Source organism: Mesorhizobium sp. L48C026A00, from assembly GCF_000502375.1.
GTDB lineage: Bacteria > Pseudomonadota > Alphaproteobacteria > Rhizobiales > Rhizobiaceae > Mesorhizobium > Mesorhizobium muleiense.
The window spans coordinates 85411-104092 of the sequence record NZ_AYWU01000003.1; the positions used below are offsets into that span (position 1 = coordinate 85411).

General features: G+C 62.2%; 14 protein-coding genes and 1 pseudogene. 9 read left to right on the forward strand and 6 right to left on the reverse strand.

What is annotated here, in order from left to right:
* Window positions 1–81 precede the first annotated feature (81 nt).
* The 4 genes from X738_RS49980 to fdhF all read left to right on the forward strand — a co-directional run bounded on the left by X738_RS49980 (window position 82) and on the right by fdhF (window position 6380).
* Window positions 82–1338 carry a molybdopterin molybdotransferase MoeA gene (locus X738_RS49980; RefSeq protein WP_023797618.1) on the forward strand — a complete coding sequence of 419 codons (1257 nt, stop codon included), beginning with the start codon at window positions 82–84 and terminating at the stop codon, window positions 1336–1338.
* A 130-nt stretch (window positions 1339–1468) separates the two neighbouring features.
* Window positions 1469–1708, forward strand: coding sequence for a sulfurtransferase TusA family protein (locus X738_RS49985; RefSeq protein WP_031254334.1), 240 nt, complete (start codon window positions 1469–1471; stop codon window positions 1706–1708).
* Between the two features lie 207 nt (window positions 1709–1915).
* On the forward strand, window positions 1916–3589 hold the full coding sequence (locus X738_RS49990; protein ID WP_023797620.1) for an NADH-ubiquinone oxidoreductase-F iron-sulfur binding region domain-containing protein: 1674 nt from the start codon (window positions 1916–1918) through the stop codon (window positions 3587–3589).
* A gap of 1 nt (window position 3590) precedes the next feature.
* On the forward strand, window positions 3591–6380 hold the full coding sequence (gene fdhF, locus X738_RS49995; RefSeq protein WP_031254336.1) for a formate dehydrogenase subunit alpha: 2790 nt from the start codon (window positions 3591–3593) through the stop codon (window positions 6378–6380).
* Between the two features lie 64 nt (window positions 6381–6444).
* On the opposite strand, the gene X738_RS50000 is transcribed toward fdhF, so the two are convergent.
* The 6 genes from X738_RS50000 to X738_RS50025 all read right to left on the reverse strand — a co-directional run bounded on the left by X738_RS50000 (window position 6445) and on the right by X738_RS50025 (window position 12928).
* Entirely contained in the window at window positions 6445–7194 is a 750-nt protein-coding gene (locus X738_RS50000; protein WP_023797622.1) for a ribonuclease activity regulator RraA, read from the reverse strand.
* Window positions 7195–7217: 23 nt separating this feature from the next.
* On the reverse strand, window positions 7218–8381 hold the full coding sequence (locus X738_RS50005) for a mandelate racemase/muconate lactonizing enzyme family protein (protein WP_023797623.1): 1164 nt from the start codon (window positions 8379–8381) through the stop codon (window positions 7218–7220).
* 49 nt (window positions 8382–8430) lie between these two features.
* Window positions 8431–9528: an ABC transporter ATP-binding protein gene (locus X738_RS50010; protein WP_023797624.1), complete on the reverse strand. Its 1098-nt coding sequence runs from the start codon at window positions 9526–9528 to the stop codon at window positions 8431–8433.
* A gap of 10 nt (window positions 9529–9538) precedes the next feature.
* The gene (locus X738_RS50015; protein ID WP_023797625.1) at window positions 9539–10429 is read right to left on the reverse strand and encodes a carbohydrate ABC transporter permease; all 891 of its coding nucleotides are present in this window, start codon (window positions 10427–10429) and stop codon (window positions 9539–9541) included.
* Window positions 10426–11385 carry a carbohydrate ABC transporter permease gene (locus X738_RS50020; protein WP_023797626.1) on the reverse strand — a complete coding sequence of 320 codons (960 nt, stop codon included), beginning with the start codon at window positions 11383–11385 and terminating at the stop codon, window positions 10426–10428. Before X738_RS50020 ends, X738_RS50015 begins: the two co-directional genes overlap by 4 nt.
* A gap of 67 nt (window positions 11386–11452) precedes the next feature.
* Window positions 11453–12928 (reverse strand): ABC transporter substrate-binding protein, encoded by a 1476-nt coding sequence (locus tag X738_RS50025; RefSeq protein WP_023797627.1) that lies wholly within the window; start codon window positions 12926–12928, stop codon window positions 11453–11455.
* 210 nt (window positions 12929–13138) lie between these two features.
* On the opposite strand from X738_RS50025, the gene X738_RS50030 reads away from it, so the two are divergent.
* The 5 genes and pseudogenes from X738_RS50030 (at window position 13139) to X738_RS50050 (ending at window position 18603) form a co-directional block, all read left to right on the forward strand.
* Window positions 13139–13846 carry a GntR family transcriptional regulator gene (locus X738_RS50030; RefSeq protein WP_031254337.1) on the forward strand — a complete coding sequence of 236 codons (708 nt, stop codon included), beginning with the start codon at window positions 13139–13141 and terminating at the stop codon, window positions 13844–13846.
* Window positions 13847–13905: 59 nt separating this feature from the next.
* Entirely contained in the window at window positions 13906–15072 is a 1167-nt protein-coding gene (locus tag X738_RS50035; RefSeq protein ID WP_023797629.1) for a mandelate racemase/muconate lactonizing enzyme family protein, read from the forward strand.
* Window positions 15073–15135: 63 nt separating this feature from the next.
* A pseudogene (locus X738_RS50040) lies at window positions 15136–16496 on the forward strand (mandelate racemase/muconate lactonizing enzyme family protein).
* Window positions 16497–16513: 17 nt separating this feature from the next.
* Window positions 16514–17713 carry a mandelate racemase/muconate lactonizing enzyme family protein gene (locus X738_RS50045; RefSeq protein WP_023797631.1) on the forward strand — a complete coding sequence of 400 codons (1200 nt, stop codon included), beginning with the start codon at window positions 16514–16516 and terminating at the stop codon, window positions 17711–17713.
* Window positions 17714–17778: 65 nt separating this feature from the next.
* Window positions 17779–18603 carry a 5'-3' exonuclease gene (locus X738_RS50050; RefSeq protein ID WP_023797632.1) on the forward strand — a complete coding sequence of 275 codons (825 nt, stop codon included), beginning with the start codon at window positions 17779–17781 and terminating at the stop codon, window positions 18601–18603.
* The last annotated feature ends 79 nt before the right edge of the window (window positions 18604–18682 follow it).

Consider the following 18682-nt stretch of genomic DNA (forward strand, 5'->3'; position numbering starts at 1 on the left):
AAGCGCGCACAGGCGCAGACTGGGCTTGCCGGATGGCGCCGAGCTGCCGGCTCGGCCAGATCCATAGAGGCTGAAGGCTCGATGGCGCAACTTTCAGATGACTGCTTCGCTTTCGGCGGCCCGATGCGATCGCTCGATGATACAGCCGCACTGATTGCTTCACGGCTGACCGTTGTCGACGAGACCGAAACCGTCCAGCTGGCGATTGCCGATGGGCGCGTCCTGGCGAGTGATCTGGTGGCGCCGCTGCCCCTGCCGCCTTTCACCAACTCAGCCGTCGACGGCTATGCACTGCGCGGCGACGACCTGCCGGGAACCGTTGAAAAAGCCTTGCCGGTGAGCGGCAGGATCCAGGCTGGGATGGCGCCGGATCGGCACGCCGCGCCCGGACAAGCCATACGCATCTTCACCGGCGCTCCGCTGCCGGAGGGGGCAGACACGGTCTACATGCAGGAAGATGTCCGTGTCGACGATACCGGCAGGGTCATTCTTCCGCCCGGCCTGAAAAGAGGAGCCAACGTGCGGCCGGCGGGCGAGGACGTCGCAGCAGGCAAGGTGGTCCTGCAGGCCGGCCAGCGCATGCGCCCGCAGGATGTTGCGCTCGCCGCGGCGCTCGGCATGACGCAGATCGATGTGCGGCGCAAAGTTCGCGTCGCGATCTTCTCGACCGGCAACGAGATCGTCGCGCCGGGAAAGGTCCGGGGACCGGCCCAGCTTTTCGATTCGAACCGCTTCATGCTGATGGCCATGCTGGCAAGATTGGGCTGCGAGACCACCGATTTGGGCATTCTGATCGACGACAGCAGGCTGATCGCGGATGTGCTGAGCAAGGCTGCGCCAGGACAGGACCTGATCCTGGCGTCCGGCGGGGTCTCGACCGGGGAGGCCGACTGCGTCAAGGCCGCCGTCGAGAGTGTGGGCACCCTGGTCTTCTGGCGGGTGGCCATAAAACCCGGCCGCCCAGTCGCCATGGGGGTGATCCGGGGAACAGCCTTCATTGGGCTGCCCGGCAATCCGGTGGCGAGCTTCGTCACATTCGCCCATATTGCGCGCGCCGCGATCTTTGCACTGGCCGGCGCACGGCAGCAGCCACCAATTTCGCGGCCGGTGCGGGCCGCCTTCTCCTACCGCAAAAAGCCGGGGCGACGCGAATATGTGCGGGTAAGCCTGCGTGGGACGCAGGATGGCACATATGAAGCCGTCAAATTCCCGCGCGAGGGCGCTGGCATGCTGTCTTCTTTGGTTCAAACGCACGGCCTTGTCGAACTCGGCGAGGAAATAGCCGAGGTCGAGCCGGGCCAGACCGTTCAGTTCCTTGCCTATTCGGACCTGTATTGACGAACGCCCTCGAGCCGGTGGGCATGCAGTATGCCAAAATGCGGTGCGACGCCTGGTCGCTCTCAACTGCAGTATACCCTGGGTCGGCGACCGTTGACGACCGGTAAGCGGTCCGCCATGGTGCGCCACCATGACGACGAGACAGCTCGATCTGACGGGATTGAAATGTCCCTTGCCGGCGCTGAAAACCCGCAAGGCGCTCAGCGGCATAAGCCCAGGCGAGCGCCTTGAGGTCCGTTGCACCGATCCGCTGGCAGCCATAGACATTCCCAATCTGATCAACGAAATGGGCGACCGCCTGGAGGCGATGCAACGGCAGGGAGACCACATCGTTTTCTTGATCGAGAAGGCGCAAGCTGCCCCGGTATAGGCCGTGCGACAAATCAGGGCGCAGATCAGTTCTGTCGCGGCGCCCCGGCCATGCTAAAATTGTCAAACCGGCATTTGGTTCAACTTGTCTGCCAAGTCGATTTGTGTGCCAAGTCCTTGATCCAAGGTGCGCCGGGCTGAGGGAGCTCACAACCACATTGGTGGCGGGAGCCGCCTTCCTCAGACGAAGGGTCCGGGAGGAGAGAGGATGACAATGCAGCAACGGCGATCTCCCGATCGCGGACCCAAAGGGCGGGCGCTGGATGATGTTGCCCTGGCCGAGGTCCGGGAACTTCTTGGCCATCGCGAACGGCGCCGGGATCTGTTGATCGAATTCGTGCATCTGATCCAGGACCGCTACGGTTGTCTGTCGGCCGCGCATCTGCGAGCGCTTGCCGAAGACATGCGCCTGTCCCAGGTGGAGGTTTACGAGGTCGCGACCTTCTACGACCATTTCGATATCGTCAGGGAAGGCGAGGCGAGACCCGCGCCGCTGACAATCCGGGTGTGCGAATCGATAAGCTGCATGCTGGCGGGCGCCGAACACCTGATTGGCGAACTGGCCGCCAAGGCCGACCCACACACAGTCCGCGTCATGCGTGCGCCCTGCATGGGCCGCTGCGCCGCAGCGCCCGCGGCGCGCATTGGCGACCGTGAGGTCGACCAAGCCAGCAGCCATATCCTCATCGATCTGGCTCGCTCGGGCGATACGAAAGTTGTCGTGCCCGATTATGTTGGCCTCGATGCCTATCGGGCCGCTGGCGGCTATCAGCTTCTCCGGAAGGTGAAGGCGGGCGAGACCGGCATTGACGCCATCATCGAGATCATGGAGCACGCCGGTCTGCGCGGTCTCGGCGGCGCCGGCTTTCCGGCCGGCAAGAAATGGAACTTCGTGCGCGGCTATCCAGGGCCGCGGCTGATGTCGATCAATGGCGACGAAGGCGAACCTGGCACTTTCAAGGACCGCATCTATCTTGAAAAGGATCCGCACCGCACCTTCGAAGGCGCGATTATCGCCGCCCACGCGGTCGAGGCCGAGCGCATCTATTTCTACATGCGCGACGAATACCCTGCCGTGCTCGCCATTTTGCGCGCCGAGATCGCGGCGCTCGAGGCAGCCGGCATCGTCAAGCCCGGTTTCATCGACCTTCGGCGCGGCGCCGGCGCCTATATTTGCGGCGAGGAAAGCGCGATGCTGGAAAGCATCGAGGGCAAGCGCGGCATGCCCCGCCACCGGCCTCCCTATATTGCCGAAGTCGGACTTTTCGGACGCCCGACACTCAACCACAATGTCGAGACGCTGTGGTGGATTCGCGACATCGTCGAGAAGGGACCCGAATGGTTCGCCGCGCAGGGCAAGCCCGGCCATCAGGGAATTCGCTCCTGGTCGGTTTCCGGGCATGTGAAGGAGCCGGGTGTCAAGCTGGCCCCGGCTGGCGTCACCGTGCGCGAACTGATCGAGGATTATTGCGGCGGCATGGCAGACGGGCATGAATTCAAGGCCTATCTGCCAGGTGGAGCCTCGGGCGGCATCCTTCCGGCGTCGATGGGCGACATTGAACTCGATTTCGGCGGCGAACTCGCCAAACAGGGCGCCTTTGTCGGCTCACATGCTGTGGTCGTGCTTTCGCAAGCCGACAACATCAGGGATGTGACCCTCAATCTCATGAATTTTTTCAAACACGAGAGTTGCGGGAAATGCACGCCGTGCCGGGAGGGAACCGAAAAGCTGGTAACGCTCTTGAAAGAGAAGGGCGTGCCGGATGAGACGGCGATGCGCGACCTTGAAACAGTGATGCGCGATTCCTCCATTTGCGGTCTCGGCCAGGCGGCGCCCAATCCGGTCAATCACCTTTTGACGCATTTTAGGGATGATCTTTGAAATGGCAGATGGCGTCATTTTCACCCTCGACGGCAAGACGGTCACAGCCGCTGACGACGAGACGATCTGGGACGTTGCAAAGCGCGAAGGCACCAGGATACCGCATCTGTGCCATGTCGACATGCCCGGCTATCGGCCAGACGGCAATTGCCGCGCCTGCATGGTCGATGTCGAGGGCGAACGGGTGCTTGCCGCCTCCTGCATCCGCAAGCCTTCCGCCGGAATGGTGGTGAAGACGGATACCGAACGGGCTACGAAATCGCGCCAGATGGTGTTCGAGCTTCTCGCCAGCAACATGCGGCCGGCGGCCGACGGTCCGGATCAGCAGTCGATGTTCTGGCAGTGGGCTGGCTCGATGGGCATTTCCGGCGCTCGCTACCGCTCGAAATTCGCCACCGATGATGTCCGGCCAGAATTCGACATCACCAATCCCGCCATTGCCGTCAATCTCGACGCCTGCATCACTTGCGGCGCCTGTGTCCGGGCCTGCCGCGAGGTCCAGGTCAACGATGTGCTTGGCATGGCCGAGCGCGGCAATCACTCGCTTCCCGTCTTCGACATGCACGATCCGATGGGCCTGTCGACCTGTGTCACCTGCGGTGAATGCGTGCAGGCCTGCCCGACCGGCGCGCTCTACGAAAAGTCGCTGATGGATGATGCAGGCAAGACCCGGGTCATCCAGGAATTCGACAAGGTCGTCGACACGTTGTGCCCGTTCTGCGGCGTCGGTTGCCAGACCAGCGTTGCGGTCAAGGACAACAGAATAGTTCAGGTCGATGGCCGCAATGGCTATGCCAACGAGAACCGGCTCTGCGTCAAGGGTCGTTTCGGCTTCGATTATGCGATGTCGCCTGAACGGCTGACCAAGCCGCTGATCCGCCGCGACGATGCGCCGAAGTCGGGCGATGCCGATATGCGCGGCGTCGATCCGCTGACCGTGTTTCGCGAGGCTAGCTGGGAAGAGGCGCTCGCGCGCGCCGCCGGCGGGCTGAAGACGATCCTCAGGGATCATGGCGGGCAGGCGCTGGCCGGTTTCGGCTCGGCGAAAGGCTCGAACGAAGAGGCCTATCTGTTCCAAAAACTGGTGCGCCAGGGTTTTGGCACCAACAATGTCGACCATTGCACGCGGCTTTGCCACGCATCTTCGGTGGCGGCGCTGATGGAAGGCGTCGGTTCGGGTGCGGTTTCGGCGCCCTTCAACGACGCACTGAAGGCCGAATGCATCATCGTCATCGGCGCACGGCCGACCACCAACCATCCGGTCGCCGCGACCTATTTCAAGCAGGCGGCCAAGCGCGGCGCCAAGCTGATCGTCATGGACCCGCGCGGCCAGGATCTGATGCGCCATGCGTCGCATTCGTTGCGATTCAAGGCTGGCAGTGACGTGGCCATGCTGAACGCGCTGATCCACGTCATCGTCGAGGAAAAGCTCTACGACGAGCAGTATATCCAAGCCAACGCTTCCGGATTCGAGGCCCTGAAGGCCAAGGTGAAGGATTTTTCGCCCGAGGCGATGGCCGAGGTCTGCGGCGTCGAGGCGAGCGTGCTGCGCGACGTCGCCCGCACCTACGCGACCGCCGAGCGGTCGATCATCTTTTGGGGCATGGGCATTTCCCAGCACACACACGGAACCGATAATGCGCGCTGCCTTATCGCCCTGGCGCTGATCACCGGACATGTCGGCCGGCCGGGAACAGGCCTGCACCCACTGCGCGGCCAGAACAACGTGCAGGGCGCATCCGATGCCGGGCTCATCCCGATGTATTTCCCCGACTATAAATCGGTCGAGAACATCGACATCCGCGGCGCATACGAGAACTTTTGGGGTCAGACGCTGGACCCGAAACGCGGCCTGACGGTCGTCGAAATCATCGACGCCATCCATGACGGCGAAATCAAGGGCATGTACATACTGGGCGAGAACCCGGCCATGTCCGATCCGGACCAGACCCATGCCCGGCAAGCACTGGCCATGCTCGACCATCTCGTAGTGCAGGACATCTTCCTGACCGAGACCGCCTGGCACGCAGATGTGGTGCTGCCAGCCTCGGCGCATGCCGAAAAGCTCGGCACATACACCAACACCAACCGGCAAGTGCAGATCGGCCGGCCGGCGCTCGACATGCCGGGCGAAGCGCGCCAGGATTGGGAACTGATTGTCGAACTGGCGAGGCGCATCGGTCTGGACTGGAATTACGGCCATGTCTCCGAGGTCTATGCGGAAATGGCGGCCGTGATGCCGTCCTTGAAACATATCTCCTGGGACCGCATCGAGCGCGAAGGTTCGGTGATCTATCCGGCCGACGGTCCCGACAAGCCCGGCAATGAGATCATCTTCTCGTCCGGATTCCCGACCGCGGACGGACGCGGCCGCATCGTGCCGGCCGATTTGCTGCCGCCTGACGAAGTGCCCGATGAAGAGTTTCCACTGGTGCTCACCACCGGCCGCCTGCTCGAGCATTGGCACACCGGCTCGATGACCCGCCGGGCGGGCGTGCTGGACGCGATCGAACCACAAGGCATCGCTGCGATGAACCCTTATGAGATCAAGCGGCACGGCCTGCGCCAAGGAGAGATGATTGCGGTCGAGACCCGGCGCGGGACGGTAGACGCCATCCTGCGCGCCGACCGGGAGGTCGCCGACGGTATGGTGTTCATGCCGTTCTGCTTCAACGAAAGTCCGGCCAACATGCTCACCAATCCGATGCTGGACCCCTACGGCAAGATCCCGGAGTTCAAATACTGCGCCGCGCGAATTGCGCCGGCGGCGAGGGCCCAAGCTGCCGAATAAACCAGTACCGCGCGCCATCTGTGAACGGTTGCCAGCTGCCGCCCGCCACGGGGTAATCCATGCGCTAACCGGGGTTCTCCAAGCGGTTTGTTTTGCGCCACTCCTCGTACTCCCCGCGGGCATCGTCATGCAGCGGATAGTAGCGTTGCAACGGCCCGCCCTCCATCAGCTTCACTCGCGAGAACTCCTCCCAATCGTGATGCTTCTGTGATTCTTCGATTACCGCCGGGGCCATTGCGACGGGAAGCACCACCACCCCGTCGTCGTCGGCGACGATGATGTCACCGGGGATCACCGTGACACCGCCGCAGGCAATCGGAACGTTGACGGCATTGGGATAAATGCTGGTCTGCACATGATAGTTCGGCGTCCAGCCGCGCAGCCATAGAGGCAGATCGAGCTTTTCAACATTGGGCCGGTCACGCATGCATCCATCGATGACGATGCCGGCGCCGCCCCTGCCTTTGAAATACGTCGACATCATATCGCCGAAGACGCCCGAGCTCATGTCGCCGCGCGCGTCGACCACGACCACATCGCCCGCCTGCGCGTGATAAAGCACGTGCCGATGCAGCTGCGTCTCCGGATCGGCATATTCTCCCTCGGTGAACAGGTCCGGCCGCTGTGGCATGAACTGCAGCGTCAGCGCCGGCCCGACGATCGACTTGCCGTGGTTCTGCGCCACCGGTCCGACCATGTGCGGATTGCGAAAACCCATGTGGCCAAGCGTGCCGGCAACCGTCGCGGCGCCGATCCCCCTCAGCGCGTCGATTAGGTCTTTTGGCGGCCGCGTGATGTCGGGAGCATGTGTCATGGTGGACTCCGGTTGAAAGGCAACTACCAGTTCGTAACAGAACCGTCGCGGCGCTTAAGGTGAGGCGCTTCCCAGAAACGAAAGCTCGCCGCCTGGATCGCCTCCTCGTTGACCTCGACGCCGAGCCCCGGCAGGTCGCCGACCGGATAGTCGGTCCCGTCGAGCCGTGGTCGCACGGGGAAGAAGTCGGAATTGTCGAAGCCCAGCTTTGTTTCGGGTTCCCTGGTCTCGAGCCACGCGAAGTTGGGTACCGCGGCGGCGAGATGCACGGTCGCGGCCGTGCACACCGGACCAAGCGGATTGTGCGGCATCAGGTCGACATAGTGCGCCTCGCTCCAGCCAGCGACTTTCATCGCCTCGGTAAGCCCGCCGACATTGCAAACATCGAGCCGGTTGAACTGATGAATGCCGCGCTCGATGTAGGGCAGGAACTGCCACTTGCTGGAAAATTCCTCGCCAATGGCAAAGGGGATGTCGGTCATCGTACGCAGCGATTCGTAGGCCTCCGGTGTCTCGTCGCGTATCGGCTCCTCGAGGAAATCAAGCACGCCGCGGCCGAGCTTGTTGCAGAAGCTCGCCGCCTCGGCCACCGACAGCCGATGATGATAGTCGATGCCGAGGACGACGTCGTCGCCCAGCGCCTCGCGCGCCCGGCTAAGGATACTGGCGGTAGTGCCGATCGACTCGCGCGGCTCGAAGATGTCCCTGCTGTTTTGCCCGGCGGGGAAGAAGCGGATCGCCTGCCAGCCCTGTGCGCGCAGCTCGCGGGCGCGTTCGATGGCAGCGTCACCTTCGGCCTCGTCTCCGGTCGAGGCGAAGGTGGGGATGCGGTGGCGCTGCTTGCCGCCTAGCAACTCGTAGACCGGCACTCCCAGCGCCTTGCCCTTGATGTCGTGAAGGGCGATGTCGATGGCGGAAATCGCCGCCTGCAGAACACGTCCGCCTTCGAAGTACTGGCTGCGATAAAGCTCCTGCCAGGTCCGGCCGATCTGCATCGGGTCGCGGCCGATGAGAAACTCGCGATAGTGCTCGACCGCGCCGGCCACCGCCTTCTCGCGACCACTCAAGCCGCTCTCGCCCCAGCCGAAGATGCCCTGGTCGGTCTCGACCTTGACGAGCATCTGGTTGCGCGTTCCTACCCACACTGGATAGGGCTTGATCGCGGTGATCTTAAGCTTCGTAGTCATCCACGCCACGTTCCAAACGCATCCGCCCTGTTTCAGTTGGCGCCCTGTCTCAGTTGGCCTTGAGGGCCATTTCGGTTTCGCCGTCGAACAGATGCATCCGCTCCTGGTCGAACTCGAGCCAGATCTGTTCATCGGGCGCGACGGCAATGTTCGGCGGCACGCTGACGTTGACGATGGCGCCGGACAGGAACGCCTGCACGAAGGTGACGTCACCGGTCGGCTCCACCGTGTAGGCCTTGGCCGGAATGGCACCGGGGACCGCGCTGTTGCGCAGCTTGATCGTCGAGTGACGTGCGCCGAGCACGACTTTCCTGGTCGTCGCCCTTGCGACCTTCCGGGCGTTGCGCGGCGAGAGCTCAAAGCTCCAGCCCTCCGCGCTGGTCAACACAGAGTTGCCGTTTGCCGTCGATGCCTGCAGCGGAATAAGGCTCATCGCCGGGCTGCCTATGAAGCTGGCGACGAACATGTTGACGGGATGGGCAAAGACCTGCGCCGGTGAATCGTATTGCTGCAGGTAGCCGCCGTTCATCACCGCCATCTTGTCGGCCATGGTCACGGCTTCGAGCTGGTCGTGCGTCACATAGATGATCGTCGCCTTGAGGTCCTGGTGGAAGCGCTTGATCTCCGACCGCATCTGCACGCGCAGCTTGGCGTCGAGGTTAGAGAGCGGCTCGTCCATCAGGAACACGGCGGGGTCGCGGACAAGCGCACGGCCGAGGGCCACCCGCTGCTGCTGCCCGCCCGAAAGTTCGCGCGGCCTGCGCTCGAGCAGGTGCGTCATGTCGAGCACTCGCGCCGCTTCCTTGACCTTCTTGTCGATCTCGTCCCTGGGCAGTTTGCGCATCTGCAGCGGGAACGCCAGGTTCTTGTAAACCGATTTCTGCGGATAGAGCGCGTAGTTCTGGAACACCATGGCGATGTCCCGGTCCTTGGGGTCGAGGTCGTTGACCACCCGGTCGCCGATGACGATGTCGCCCGATGTGATCGGGATCAGCCCCGCGACAAGATTGAGCGTGGTTGTCTTGCCGCAGCCTGAAGGGCCGACGAGCGCAACGAACTCGCCGTCATTGACCGTCAGCGACACGTCGTTGACAGCCTTGAAGCTGCCATAGGACTTGACGAGATCTTTGAGGACCACGTGGGCCATCGGCAACTCCCTAGTGCTTGACCGCGCCTTCTGTAAGGGCGCGTACGAAGTATCGTTGCAGGACGAGGAACAGCACCACGACGGGCACGCTCATCATGAAGCTGGCCGCCATCAGGCCCGGAAAGTCCGTCGTATTTTCCGAGAAGAAGCGCTGGATGCCGACCGGCAGCGTCAACTGGTCGTTCTTGGTGAGGAAGGTGTAGGCGTAGATGTACTCGTTCCACGCGCCGATGAACGAATAGATCGCGGTGGCGATGATCCCCGGCGTCGAGAGCGGCATCACAATCAGGATGAAGGCCTGGAACCGCGTTGCCCCATCGATGCGCGCCGCCTGCTCGAGCTGCACCGGAATGTTGTCGTAAAAGCCCTTGAGCAACCAGATCGCCAGCGGCAGGCCGAAGGTGAGATAGGTGAGAATCAGCGAGCCATGCGTGTTCATCAACCCGAGCAGGCGCATCAGGATGAACAGCGGCACGAGAAAGATCACCGCCGGGAACATGTTGCGCAGCAGCACGGCGAAGAACAGGAAGTTCCGGCCGGGGAAACTGAAGCGCGAAAACGCGTAGGCCGCAGGGACGGCGACGATCACCGAGAGGATTGTCGTGACGGTCGACACGAAAAGGCTGTTCCAGAAGAAGCGGAGGAAGTCCTGGCCGACGCTGTTCTGGGGATCGAGCAGCTTCTCATAGCTGGCGAGGGTAGGTTCGTCCGGCCACCATTGCGGCGGGAATTGCAACGCCGCGAACCCGGACTTGATCGAGGTGATCAGCATCCAGATCATCGGCACCGCGGTGTAAAGCAGCATGAACGCGAGGAAGATGCGCCCGGTCCACCGCCATCCGTCGACGCGCATCCGGCGACGGCTCAGGGCTCGCGGGGCGGTCTCGGCAGTCGTGCTCATGCGTTCCCCTCCTGCCGCTCGTTACCGCTTAGCGCACGGACGTAGAAGTAGCCGAGCGTCATCAGGGTGAGGAACAGGAGCACCGAATAGGCAGATGCCACACCCCAGCGCTGCCGGCCGAAGGCGAGCTCATAAATGTGGGTGATCCAGATATGCGATGCGTTGGACGGCCCGCCGCCGGTCATGATCCAGGGGATGATGAAGGAATTGAAGTTGGCCACCGCGAGCAGCAGGATCGTCACCGTCGAGACGTTGCGCAAGTGCGGGAAGGTGACGTGCCAGAAGCGCTGCCAGGCGCTGGCGCCGTCGACCTGCGCGGCGCGCAGCAACTGCTCGGGCACGGTCTGCAGGCCGGCCATCATCATGATCATGGCAAACGGAAACTCGCGCCAGATATTGACGACGATCAGGGAAGGCAGAACCGTGTTGACGCTGTCGATGAAATTCGGCGGTCGGTCGGCCAATCCGAGGCCGACCAGCACAGCGCCGATGATCCCGAAGTCCGAATGATAGATCCACTTCCAGATATAGGAGGCGGCAACCGCGCTGATGACCCAGGGAATGATCAGGATTGCGCGCAGCACACTGCGGCCGACAAACTCGCGGTGGAGCGCCAGCGCGGTGGCAAACCCCAGGACAAAGGCAATCAAAGTCGAGCCCAGCGTCCAGATCAGAGTGTTCCAGGTGACTCTCCAGAACACCTCGCTGGTGAGGATGGTCGTGTAGTTGTCGAAACCGATGAAGCTCTTGTCGCGAAGCTGCAGGCCAGGCGGCGTCTTGAAGAACGACAGCTCGATCGTGTAGTAGATCGGATAGGCGATGACGACGAGCATCACGGCGATCGCAGGGAGCACGTACGCGTAGTCGGCTCGATGCTCCCATATCTCGCGTAGCACGCCGGACCTGCCGGATTGCAATCTTCGGCGAGCCTCGGCCTTGCCGGTCACGATCGTCACTGTGGCGCGCCCTTATTTCTTCTGAACGAACCGGCTGCACTATCGGTGCAGCCGGTCAGGCCCTGGACTAGAGTCCGCCCATCAGCTCTCTTACCTTCCTGGCCGCGTCGTCCGCTGCCTCGTCGACGGTCATCGCTCCGGTCAGGGCATTTTGCAGCATGTCCGGGACGATGATGTTCATGATCTCCGGAGCCTGCGGCAGCGCTGGGAACGGGATGCCGTATGGCAGCATCGAGGTCGTCACGTCGAGGAACTTGATGTTGTCCAGACGTTCCTTCATCCATTTGGTCTTGAAGCCGTTGAGGTTGCCCGGGTTCGAGCCGGCATAGGCCATCTTCAGCGACCATTCAGGGCTCGTCCACATGCAGATGATAGCCTTTGCGGCCGGCTCGTCGACCTTGCCGCCCTCGACATATTCGGGCTTCAGGATGTGAATGTTCGAGCCGCCGAACACGACTGCGCGCTTGCCGTCGGGGCCAGTGGGAATCAGGCCGTAGCGCATGTTGTCGATGACGGTCTGCGCCTTGTCCTTGTCGGCGCCCGTCGCCTTCTTCTGCAGGTCGAGCATGACGTCGTAGTCGGACGGATGCGAGATCATCATGCCGAGCTGGCCGGCGAGGAACAGGGGCTGGTTATCGGCCTGCTGGTTGGTGAGCGCCGAAACCGGAACCGACTTGTCGCGAACATACATGTCGTACGAGGCTTGCAGCGCGGCCTTGCTCTGCGGGCTATCGAGCTGGACCTCCTCATAGGTCGGGTTCGCGGTGGCTTCGTCGAAGACGCCGCCGCCATGGGCCCACAGCTGCGGCATGAAGCGGTACGGCGTATTGCCGGCATTCTTGCGAGCCACGAGGCCGTAACCGGCAATGCCGAGCTTGTCGTGGATCTGCTTGGAATATTTGACGACGTCGTCCCAGGTTGCCGGAGCCTTGTCCGGATCGAGGCCCGCACGCTTGAAGATGTCGGCGTTCCAGATGAACGCCATCGTCTCGTTGTTGGTTGGAATGCCGTAGGTCACTCCCTCCCAGGTCACGGCCTTCATGGCGCCGGGCCAGAAGTCCTCGGTCGAATACCCGACATCCTCGGGTTTGAGCGGCTCCAGGTAGCCTTTTGAGGCGAACTCGGTACCACCCAGGATTTGCAGGCGGACCGCCATCGGCGCGGCATTGCCGAGGAGCGCCGTGCGGAACTTGTCAAGAAGGTCGTTATAGGTGAGGGCTTGTTCCTCGAGCTGGATGTTCGGATAGGTCTTGCGGAAGGTCTCGAAGAAATCCTTGTAGTACTGGCGCAAAAGGTCGGGGTCGCCCTCGAACACGCCCTGATACCAGAAAGTCAGTCGCCCCTTGTAGTCGAGCGGGGTGACCTTGGCGCAATCGGCCGCGGTGTCAAAATCCTCTGTGCCCGCAATGGAGCGCACATATTCCGGCGACCACTTGCTGAGGTCGACCGGCGCTCCGAGCGCCGATGTGGACATCAGCGATGCCATCAAAGCAGTGGCGACAGTGCCGCGCAGGACCGCACTGCCGAGCGTAATCCTCGTCATAGGTATCCTCCCTGGTTCTCCATGCCGCCCTGCCGAGGCAAAGCGGTCTAGCTCGTTCGACCGCGGGACGCCTTTCTGTTCTATGTATCCCTTCGATCATTTTGTACGTTTTCAGATCGTGGATTGCCTGTCAACGCGCTGGATCGTACATTGTTTGTGAAAACCGTGTGTGATATCGGGCAGGGTATGTATTGATCAGGGGAGCCGGCTTTGGCCGAAATAGATGATTTTAAAGCCATGCCACCGGTGGAGACTGACCCCATGGCCTCCAGCGAGGGCGCCTCGCTTTATGAACTGATCAGGGAAGACATCATCGAGGGACGGCTCGCCGCCAACGAACGGCTCGTGGTCACCGATCTCGCCCGGCGTCACGGCACCTCGACAAACCCCGTGCGCGAGGCCCTGCAGCTCTTGCGCGGGGAGGGCTTTGTCACCTTTCTTCCCAACCGCGGGGCGCGCGTCCGACCCATAGATCAGGATTTTGTCCGGGATATCTATGAAATCGGTGTTCTGATCGAGCCGGCCCTGACGCGATGGTTTGTCAACATGGCCACCGGCGAGGACATCGCCGAACTCGAACGTCTCCAAGGGCTTATTGAAGAGAACAACTTTGCCGACACATTCAGGCACAGTGAACTGGATACCGCCTTCCACACCGTGATGTACCAGCGGCACTATAACCGCCATGCCGCTGAACTCTGGTGGAAGCATCGCGAGGTGCTGCGAGCCGTGAGCCGGCGTTTCAATTTCACGCTGGCGCGGCGTGCCGCGATCATTCGCGAGCACCGCGAACTCATCGCGCACGTAAAAGCGGGAGAAGCCGACGAGGCGGCCGAACTCGTTGCCCGCCATGTCGAGGGTTCCGGCCGGCATATCCTCGAACAGATGCGTGCGCGCAACGCCGCCCGGGCCGGATAGGAACGAAGGTCCAGTCTCGAACATCGTTAGCCCTGAGCATTTCAGACAAGGGAATTGAGATGAAAATCACGAGCATTCGGCCGTGGCTGATCAAGTCCGATGCTTCTTATTGGGGAGAGTTCCTGTTCGTCGAAGTGACGACCGACGAGGGGGTGAGTGGCTGGGGCGAGATCACCACCACGACAAGGCTCGCCAACCGCGCTCTCTGCACGATCCTGCGGCAGATCGGCGTCGCCGTGACAGGCGAGGATCCAGCGCGTATCGAGCATCTCTGGCACAAGATCTTTCGCAGCTTCACCTATATGGGCAGCCGCGGCGCCGCCGTCGAATGCGTGAGCGCCATCGATATTGCCCTTTGGGACATCCGCGGCAAAGTCCTCGGCAAGCCGATTTTCGAGCTGCTGGGCGGACCGGTACGCGACGAAATCGCGCTCTACACCCATCCCAACCAGGCCAAGTTTACCAGCAAGGAGGCTGTGGTCCGCGAAATTCTGGACATCGTCGGGTCCGGACACACTGCGCTCAAGTTCGATCCTTTCCCCCACCAGGGCCGCAGCGCCGATGGCCTGTCCCGCGAACAGCGGGACGGCTACCTCGATGGCAGCATGACCCGCAAGGACGAGCGCGAAGCCGCCGAACTCACGGCGCTGATCCGCGAAACGGCGGGGCCAGACGTCGACATTCTCATCGATGCGCATGGCCGCTTCGACGTTCCCACCGCCATTCGTCTCTGTCGGAGCCTCGAGGAAGCCGGTCGGATCGACTGGTTCGAGGAGCCTTGCCCGCCCGAAAGCCTCAACGCCCTCAAGCAGGTGCGTGAGAAGGTCAGTGCCGCCATCGCGTGGGGCGAGCGCGGCCACACGAAGTGGGATTTCGTGCCGGTGCTCGAGAACAGGCTCGTTGACTACATCATGCCGGACGTGACCTGGACGGGTGGCATTACCGAGCTCAAGAAGATCTCCGCCCTATGCGAAGCCTACTACATCCCGGTCTCGCCACATGACGCCGCGGGACCGATCAACGTGGTTGCGGGAGCCCAGGTGATGATGACCGTTCCCAACTTCTACAAGCTCGAAACGTCGGAGTGGAACCTGGACAAATACGATCACCTCATTGACAGACCGCTCGACGTCTCGAACGGCAGCCTCAAGCTGACGCCGAGGCCTGGTCTCGGTATTGAAATGAACCGTGACTACCTGCAGGCCCACGAGATTGAGCTGGGCTAGCAACGCTCCATGCCGGCCCGGCGTGCGGGCGACAAGCCCCATCCACCAGAACGAGGACAAGTCATGGCAAAGACGGGTGGCGCCGACGAGGCGCTCAATCGGGTGAACGCGAACTCTAAGCCATCCCAGCTTCGCATCACCGACATGCGGGTAGCCGAAATCGTCGGCGCGCCGTTCACCTCGACCCTGCTCAAGATTTACACCAACCAGGGCATCGTCGGACTTGGCGAGGTGCGCGACGGCGCCAGCGCCACCTATGCGCTGATGCTGAAGAGCCGGCTGCTTGGCGAGAACCCTTGCAACATCGACCGCCTGTTTCGCCGATCAAACAGTTCGGCGGACACGGCCGGCAAGGCGGCGGCGTCTCGGCGGTCGAAATCGCGTTGTGGGATCTCGCCGGCAAGGCCTATGGCGTGCCCATCTACCAGATGCTCGGCGGCCGGTTTCGGGAGAAGGTGCGCCTCTATTGCGATACCGACGCCACCGTGCCGAGCGGCACCGAGACCGGCAAGCGCCTCAAGCAGCGCATGGCGCTCGGCTTCACGTTCGTCAAGATGGATCTGGGATTGATGCAGATCGCCGATGTCCCCGGTGCGGTCGTGTCTCCTGCCGGCTCTCTTGATGGGTATCGCGTCCTGCCCGGCCGCGGCGAGGTCAAGTCCCTTGAAGAGCGGCGCGCCCGCAACGCCGCCTACGATTTTCACAACGTCCCCCACCCGTTTACCGGCCTCCACTTTTCCGACAAGGGCCTCGACTTGCTTGAGCAGTATATTGCCGAGGTTCGCGAGGTGATCGGCATGGATATTCCGCTCGCCATCGACCACGTCGGCCACATCTCGCTGCAGAACGGTATTCGCCTCGCCAGGCGGATTGAAAAATATGTGCCGGCCTGGCTCGAGGATGTGATCCCATGGCAGTACACCGAGCAGTACCGACAACTGCAGGACGCCACCACGGTGCCGATCTGCACCGGCGAGGACATCTATCTCAAGGAGGGCTTCGAGCCTCTGCTCAAGAGCGGCGGCCTTTCCATTATCCACCCGGACCTGCTCACCAGCGGGGGCATCCTCGAGACCAAGAAGATCGGCGACATGGCGCAGGACCACGGCGTCGCAATGGCCATCCATATGGCGGAAAGTCCGATCGCCGCGATGGCCGCGGCACATGTCGCGACCGCGACCGAAAACTTCATGGCGCTCGAATACCACTCTGCCGACGTCGACTGGTGGGACGATATCGTCACCGGCGTTGCCAGGCCGCTCGTGAAGGACGGCTTTATCACTGTTCCCGACAAGCCGGGCCTGGGGATTGACGACGTCGTCGACGAGGTGATCTCGCAGCATCTGCAGCCGGGTGTCACCGGCATCTGGCAGCCCACGGATCACTGGGACAATGAGTATTCCTGGGATCGCACCTGGAGTTGAGGCGGAAAGAACCCGAGATGAAGATCACCGACCTCCGCTGTGCCGTTATCGGCAAGCACCCCATCGTTCGCATCGTCACCGACGAGGGCCTCCATGGCCTGGGCGAGGTCGAGTACACCAAACCCTACCTCAAGCCCTGGGTCCTGCATTTTCGCGAGGCGCTGATCGGCGAGGACCCGACCGACGTCGAGCGGGTGATGCTGAAGATCCGCCAACGCGGCTCTTTCAAGCCCTATGGCGCGGCGGTAAGCGCTATCGAGCATGCGCTGTGGGACATTGCCGGCAAGGCGGCAGGCGTGCCGGCCTACAAACTGCTCGGCGGCAAGGTGCGCGACAAGGTGCGCGTCTACAACGGCTCGATCCGCAGGAAACGCACGGGCGACCGGCCGGAGGATTACGCCGCCGACGTCAAATGGATGATGGAGCAGCCGCAGAACTTCTTCATGATCAAGCAAGGAATCTCGTTCCACTCCAACATGAAGGATACCATTGAGGGCTTCCATTACGGCGTGACGCAGAAGAAGGCCGGCTATCACGGTGCCATGGATCAGGGTGTGATCAGCGAGCGCGGTTTCAATCACATGCTCGACTGCGTGATCGCGATGAAGGAAGTGCTGGGCGACAAGGTCAGCCTGGCGCTCGACTGCGGCCCGGGCTGGATGCTGCCCGATGCGATCAAGTTCGCTCGCGCGGTCGAAAGATACAATTTGATGTGGCTCGAGGACATGCTGACTGGCGACTATGTGCCGTGGGTCAATCCGCAGGCCTATCGGGAGCTGACCACCTCGACCTCGACGCCAATCCATACCGGCGAGCAGATTTACCTCAGGCACAATTTCAAGGAACTGATCGAGACGCAGGCGGTGCGCGTCATCGGCCCCGATCCTGCCGATATCGGCGGCATTGCCGAGCTCAAATGGGTCGCCGAGCACGCCCATATGCACTCGATCCTGATGGCGCCGCACGGCACAGCGAACGGCCTGCTTGGCCTCGGCGCGTTGATCAATGTCTGCGCCACCTTGCCCGCCAACTACATCGCCTTCGAATATCCGAGCGCCTCCGATCCCTGGTGGGAGGACCTCGTGATCGGCCTGCCGTCGCAGATCGTGACGGACAGCATGGTGGACCTGCTGGAAGCGCCGGGGCTGGGCCTCGATATCGACGCCGAAGCAGCCAGGAAGCATCTCAGGCAAGAGGATGCGGGTTTTTTCGACTAAACCATCCCTGGATGCCACTATCGGTATGGCAGACCGGGCCGGATGTTGTTTCCCTAAGGATTGCGATGATCATTCATTTGGTAGACGGCACATACGAACTGTTTCGCCACTTCTATGGCCAACGCCGGTTCAACAATGGCCAGGACAAGCCGTTTGGCGCCGTCGTCGGCGTGCTGAATACAGTGCTGGAGATGATCGAGAACGGCGCCACACATATTGGGGTGGCCACCGATCATGTAATCGAATCGTTCAGAAATCAGCTCTGGCCCGGCTACAAGACCGGGGATGGCATCGAGCCGGCATTGCTCGCCCAGTTCCACCCCCTCGAGGACGCCCTGGCGGCGATGGGAGTGGCGGTCTGGCCGATGATCGAGCTGGAAGCCGACGACGCGCTGGCATCCGCGGCACACAGCGCGGCTGCCGATGAGGGCGTGCAGAAGGTGTGCATCTGGACGCCGGATAAGGATCTCGCGCAGTGTGTGCGCGGCGACCATGTCGTCCAGGTAGACCGCAGGACCCAGAAAATTCGCGATGCCGCCGGCGTACGCGAGAAGTTCGGAGTTGAGCCGGCCCTGATTCCAGATTTCCTCGCGCTCGTGGGTGATGCCGCCGATGGCTATCCGGGTCTCGAAGGCATCGGCCTGGTCTCGGCCGCCCGGCTGCTTGGCCGCTACGGCAAGCTTGAAAGCTTTCCGCCTGAAGCCCTCGGCAAGCGGAGAGAGCTCGCGCTTTTGTTCAAAAATCTCGCGACGTTGCGCACCGACGCTCGGCTGTTCGATAATGTCGAGGAGCTGCGCTGGCACGGGCCGACCAAAGCGTTCGAAATCTGCGCTACCCAGCTAAATGACACCCGGCTCCTCACCCGTGCGCTCAAGGCTCGCCGTTGCTGACTTCGGGAGGCGACGTTAAGTGTCGTTCGGCGCGAAACCAACGCTTTGCCCTCCTACAAGAAATGGCGCATGAGATGCT

What these genes read in the sequence shown, in the direction of transcription:
- X738_RS50000 (WP_023797622.1), bottom strand. Translation starts at nt 7,194, where the DNA reads ATGACACATGCTCCCGACATCACGCGGCCGCCAAAAGACCTAATCGAC.
- fdhF (WP_031254336.1), top strand. Translation starts at nt 3,591, where the DNA reads ATGGCAGATGGCGTCATTTTCACCCTCGACGGCAAGACGGTCACAGCC.
- X738_RS49985 (WP_031254334.1), top strand. Translation starts at nt 1,469, where the DNA reads ATGACGACGAGACAGCTCGATCTGACGGGATTGAAATGTCCCTTGCCG.
- X738_RS50010 (WP_023797624.1), bottom strand. Translation starts at nt 9,528, where the DNA reads ATGGCCCACGTGGTCCTCAAAGATCTCGTCAAGTCCTATGGCAGCTTC.
- X738_RS50045 (WP_023797631.1), top strand. Translation starts at nt 16,514, where the DNA reads ATGAAGATCACCGACCTCCGCTGTGCCGTTATCGGCAAGCACCCCATC.
- X738_RS50025 (WP_023797627.1), bottom strand. Translation starts at nt 12,928, where the DNA reads ATGACGAGGATTACGCTCGGCAGTGCGGTCCTGCGCGGCACTGTCGCC.
- X738_RS49990 (WP_023797620.1), top strand. Translation starts at nt 1,916, where the DNA reads ATGACAATGCAGCAACGGCGATCTCCCGATCGCGGACCCAAAGGGCGG.
- X738_RS49980 (WP_023797618.1), top strand. Translation starts at nt 82, where the DNA reads ATGGCGCAACTTTCAGATGACTGCTTCGCTTTCGGCGGCCCGATGCGA.
- X738_RS50035 (WP_023797629.1), top strand. Translation starts at nt 13,906, where the DNA reads ATGAAAATCACGAGCATTCGGCCGTGGCTGATCAAGTCCGATGCTTCT.
- X738_RS50050 (WP_023797632.1), top strand. Translation starts at nt 17,779, where the DNA reads ATGATCATTCATTTGGTAGACGGCACATACGAACTGTTTCGCCACTTC.
- X738_RS50015 (WP_023797625.1), bottom strand. Translation starts at nt 10,429, where the DNA reads ATGAGCACGACTGCCGAGACCGCCCCGCGAGCCCTGAGCCGTCGCCGG.
- X738_RS50005 (WP_023797623.1), bottom strand. Translation starts at nt 8,381, where the DNA reads ATGACTACGAAGCTTAAGATCACCGCGATCAAGCCCTATCCAGTGTGG.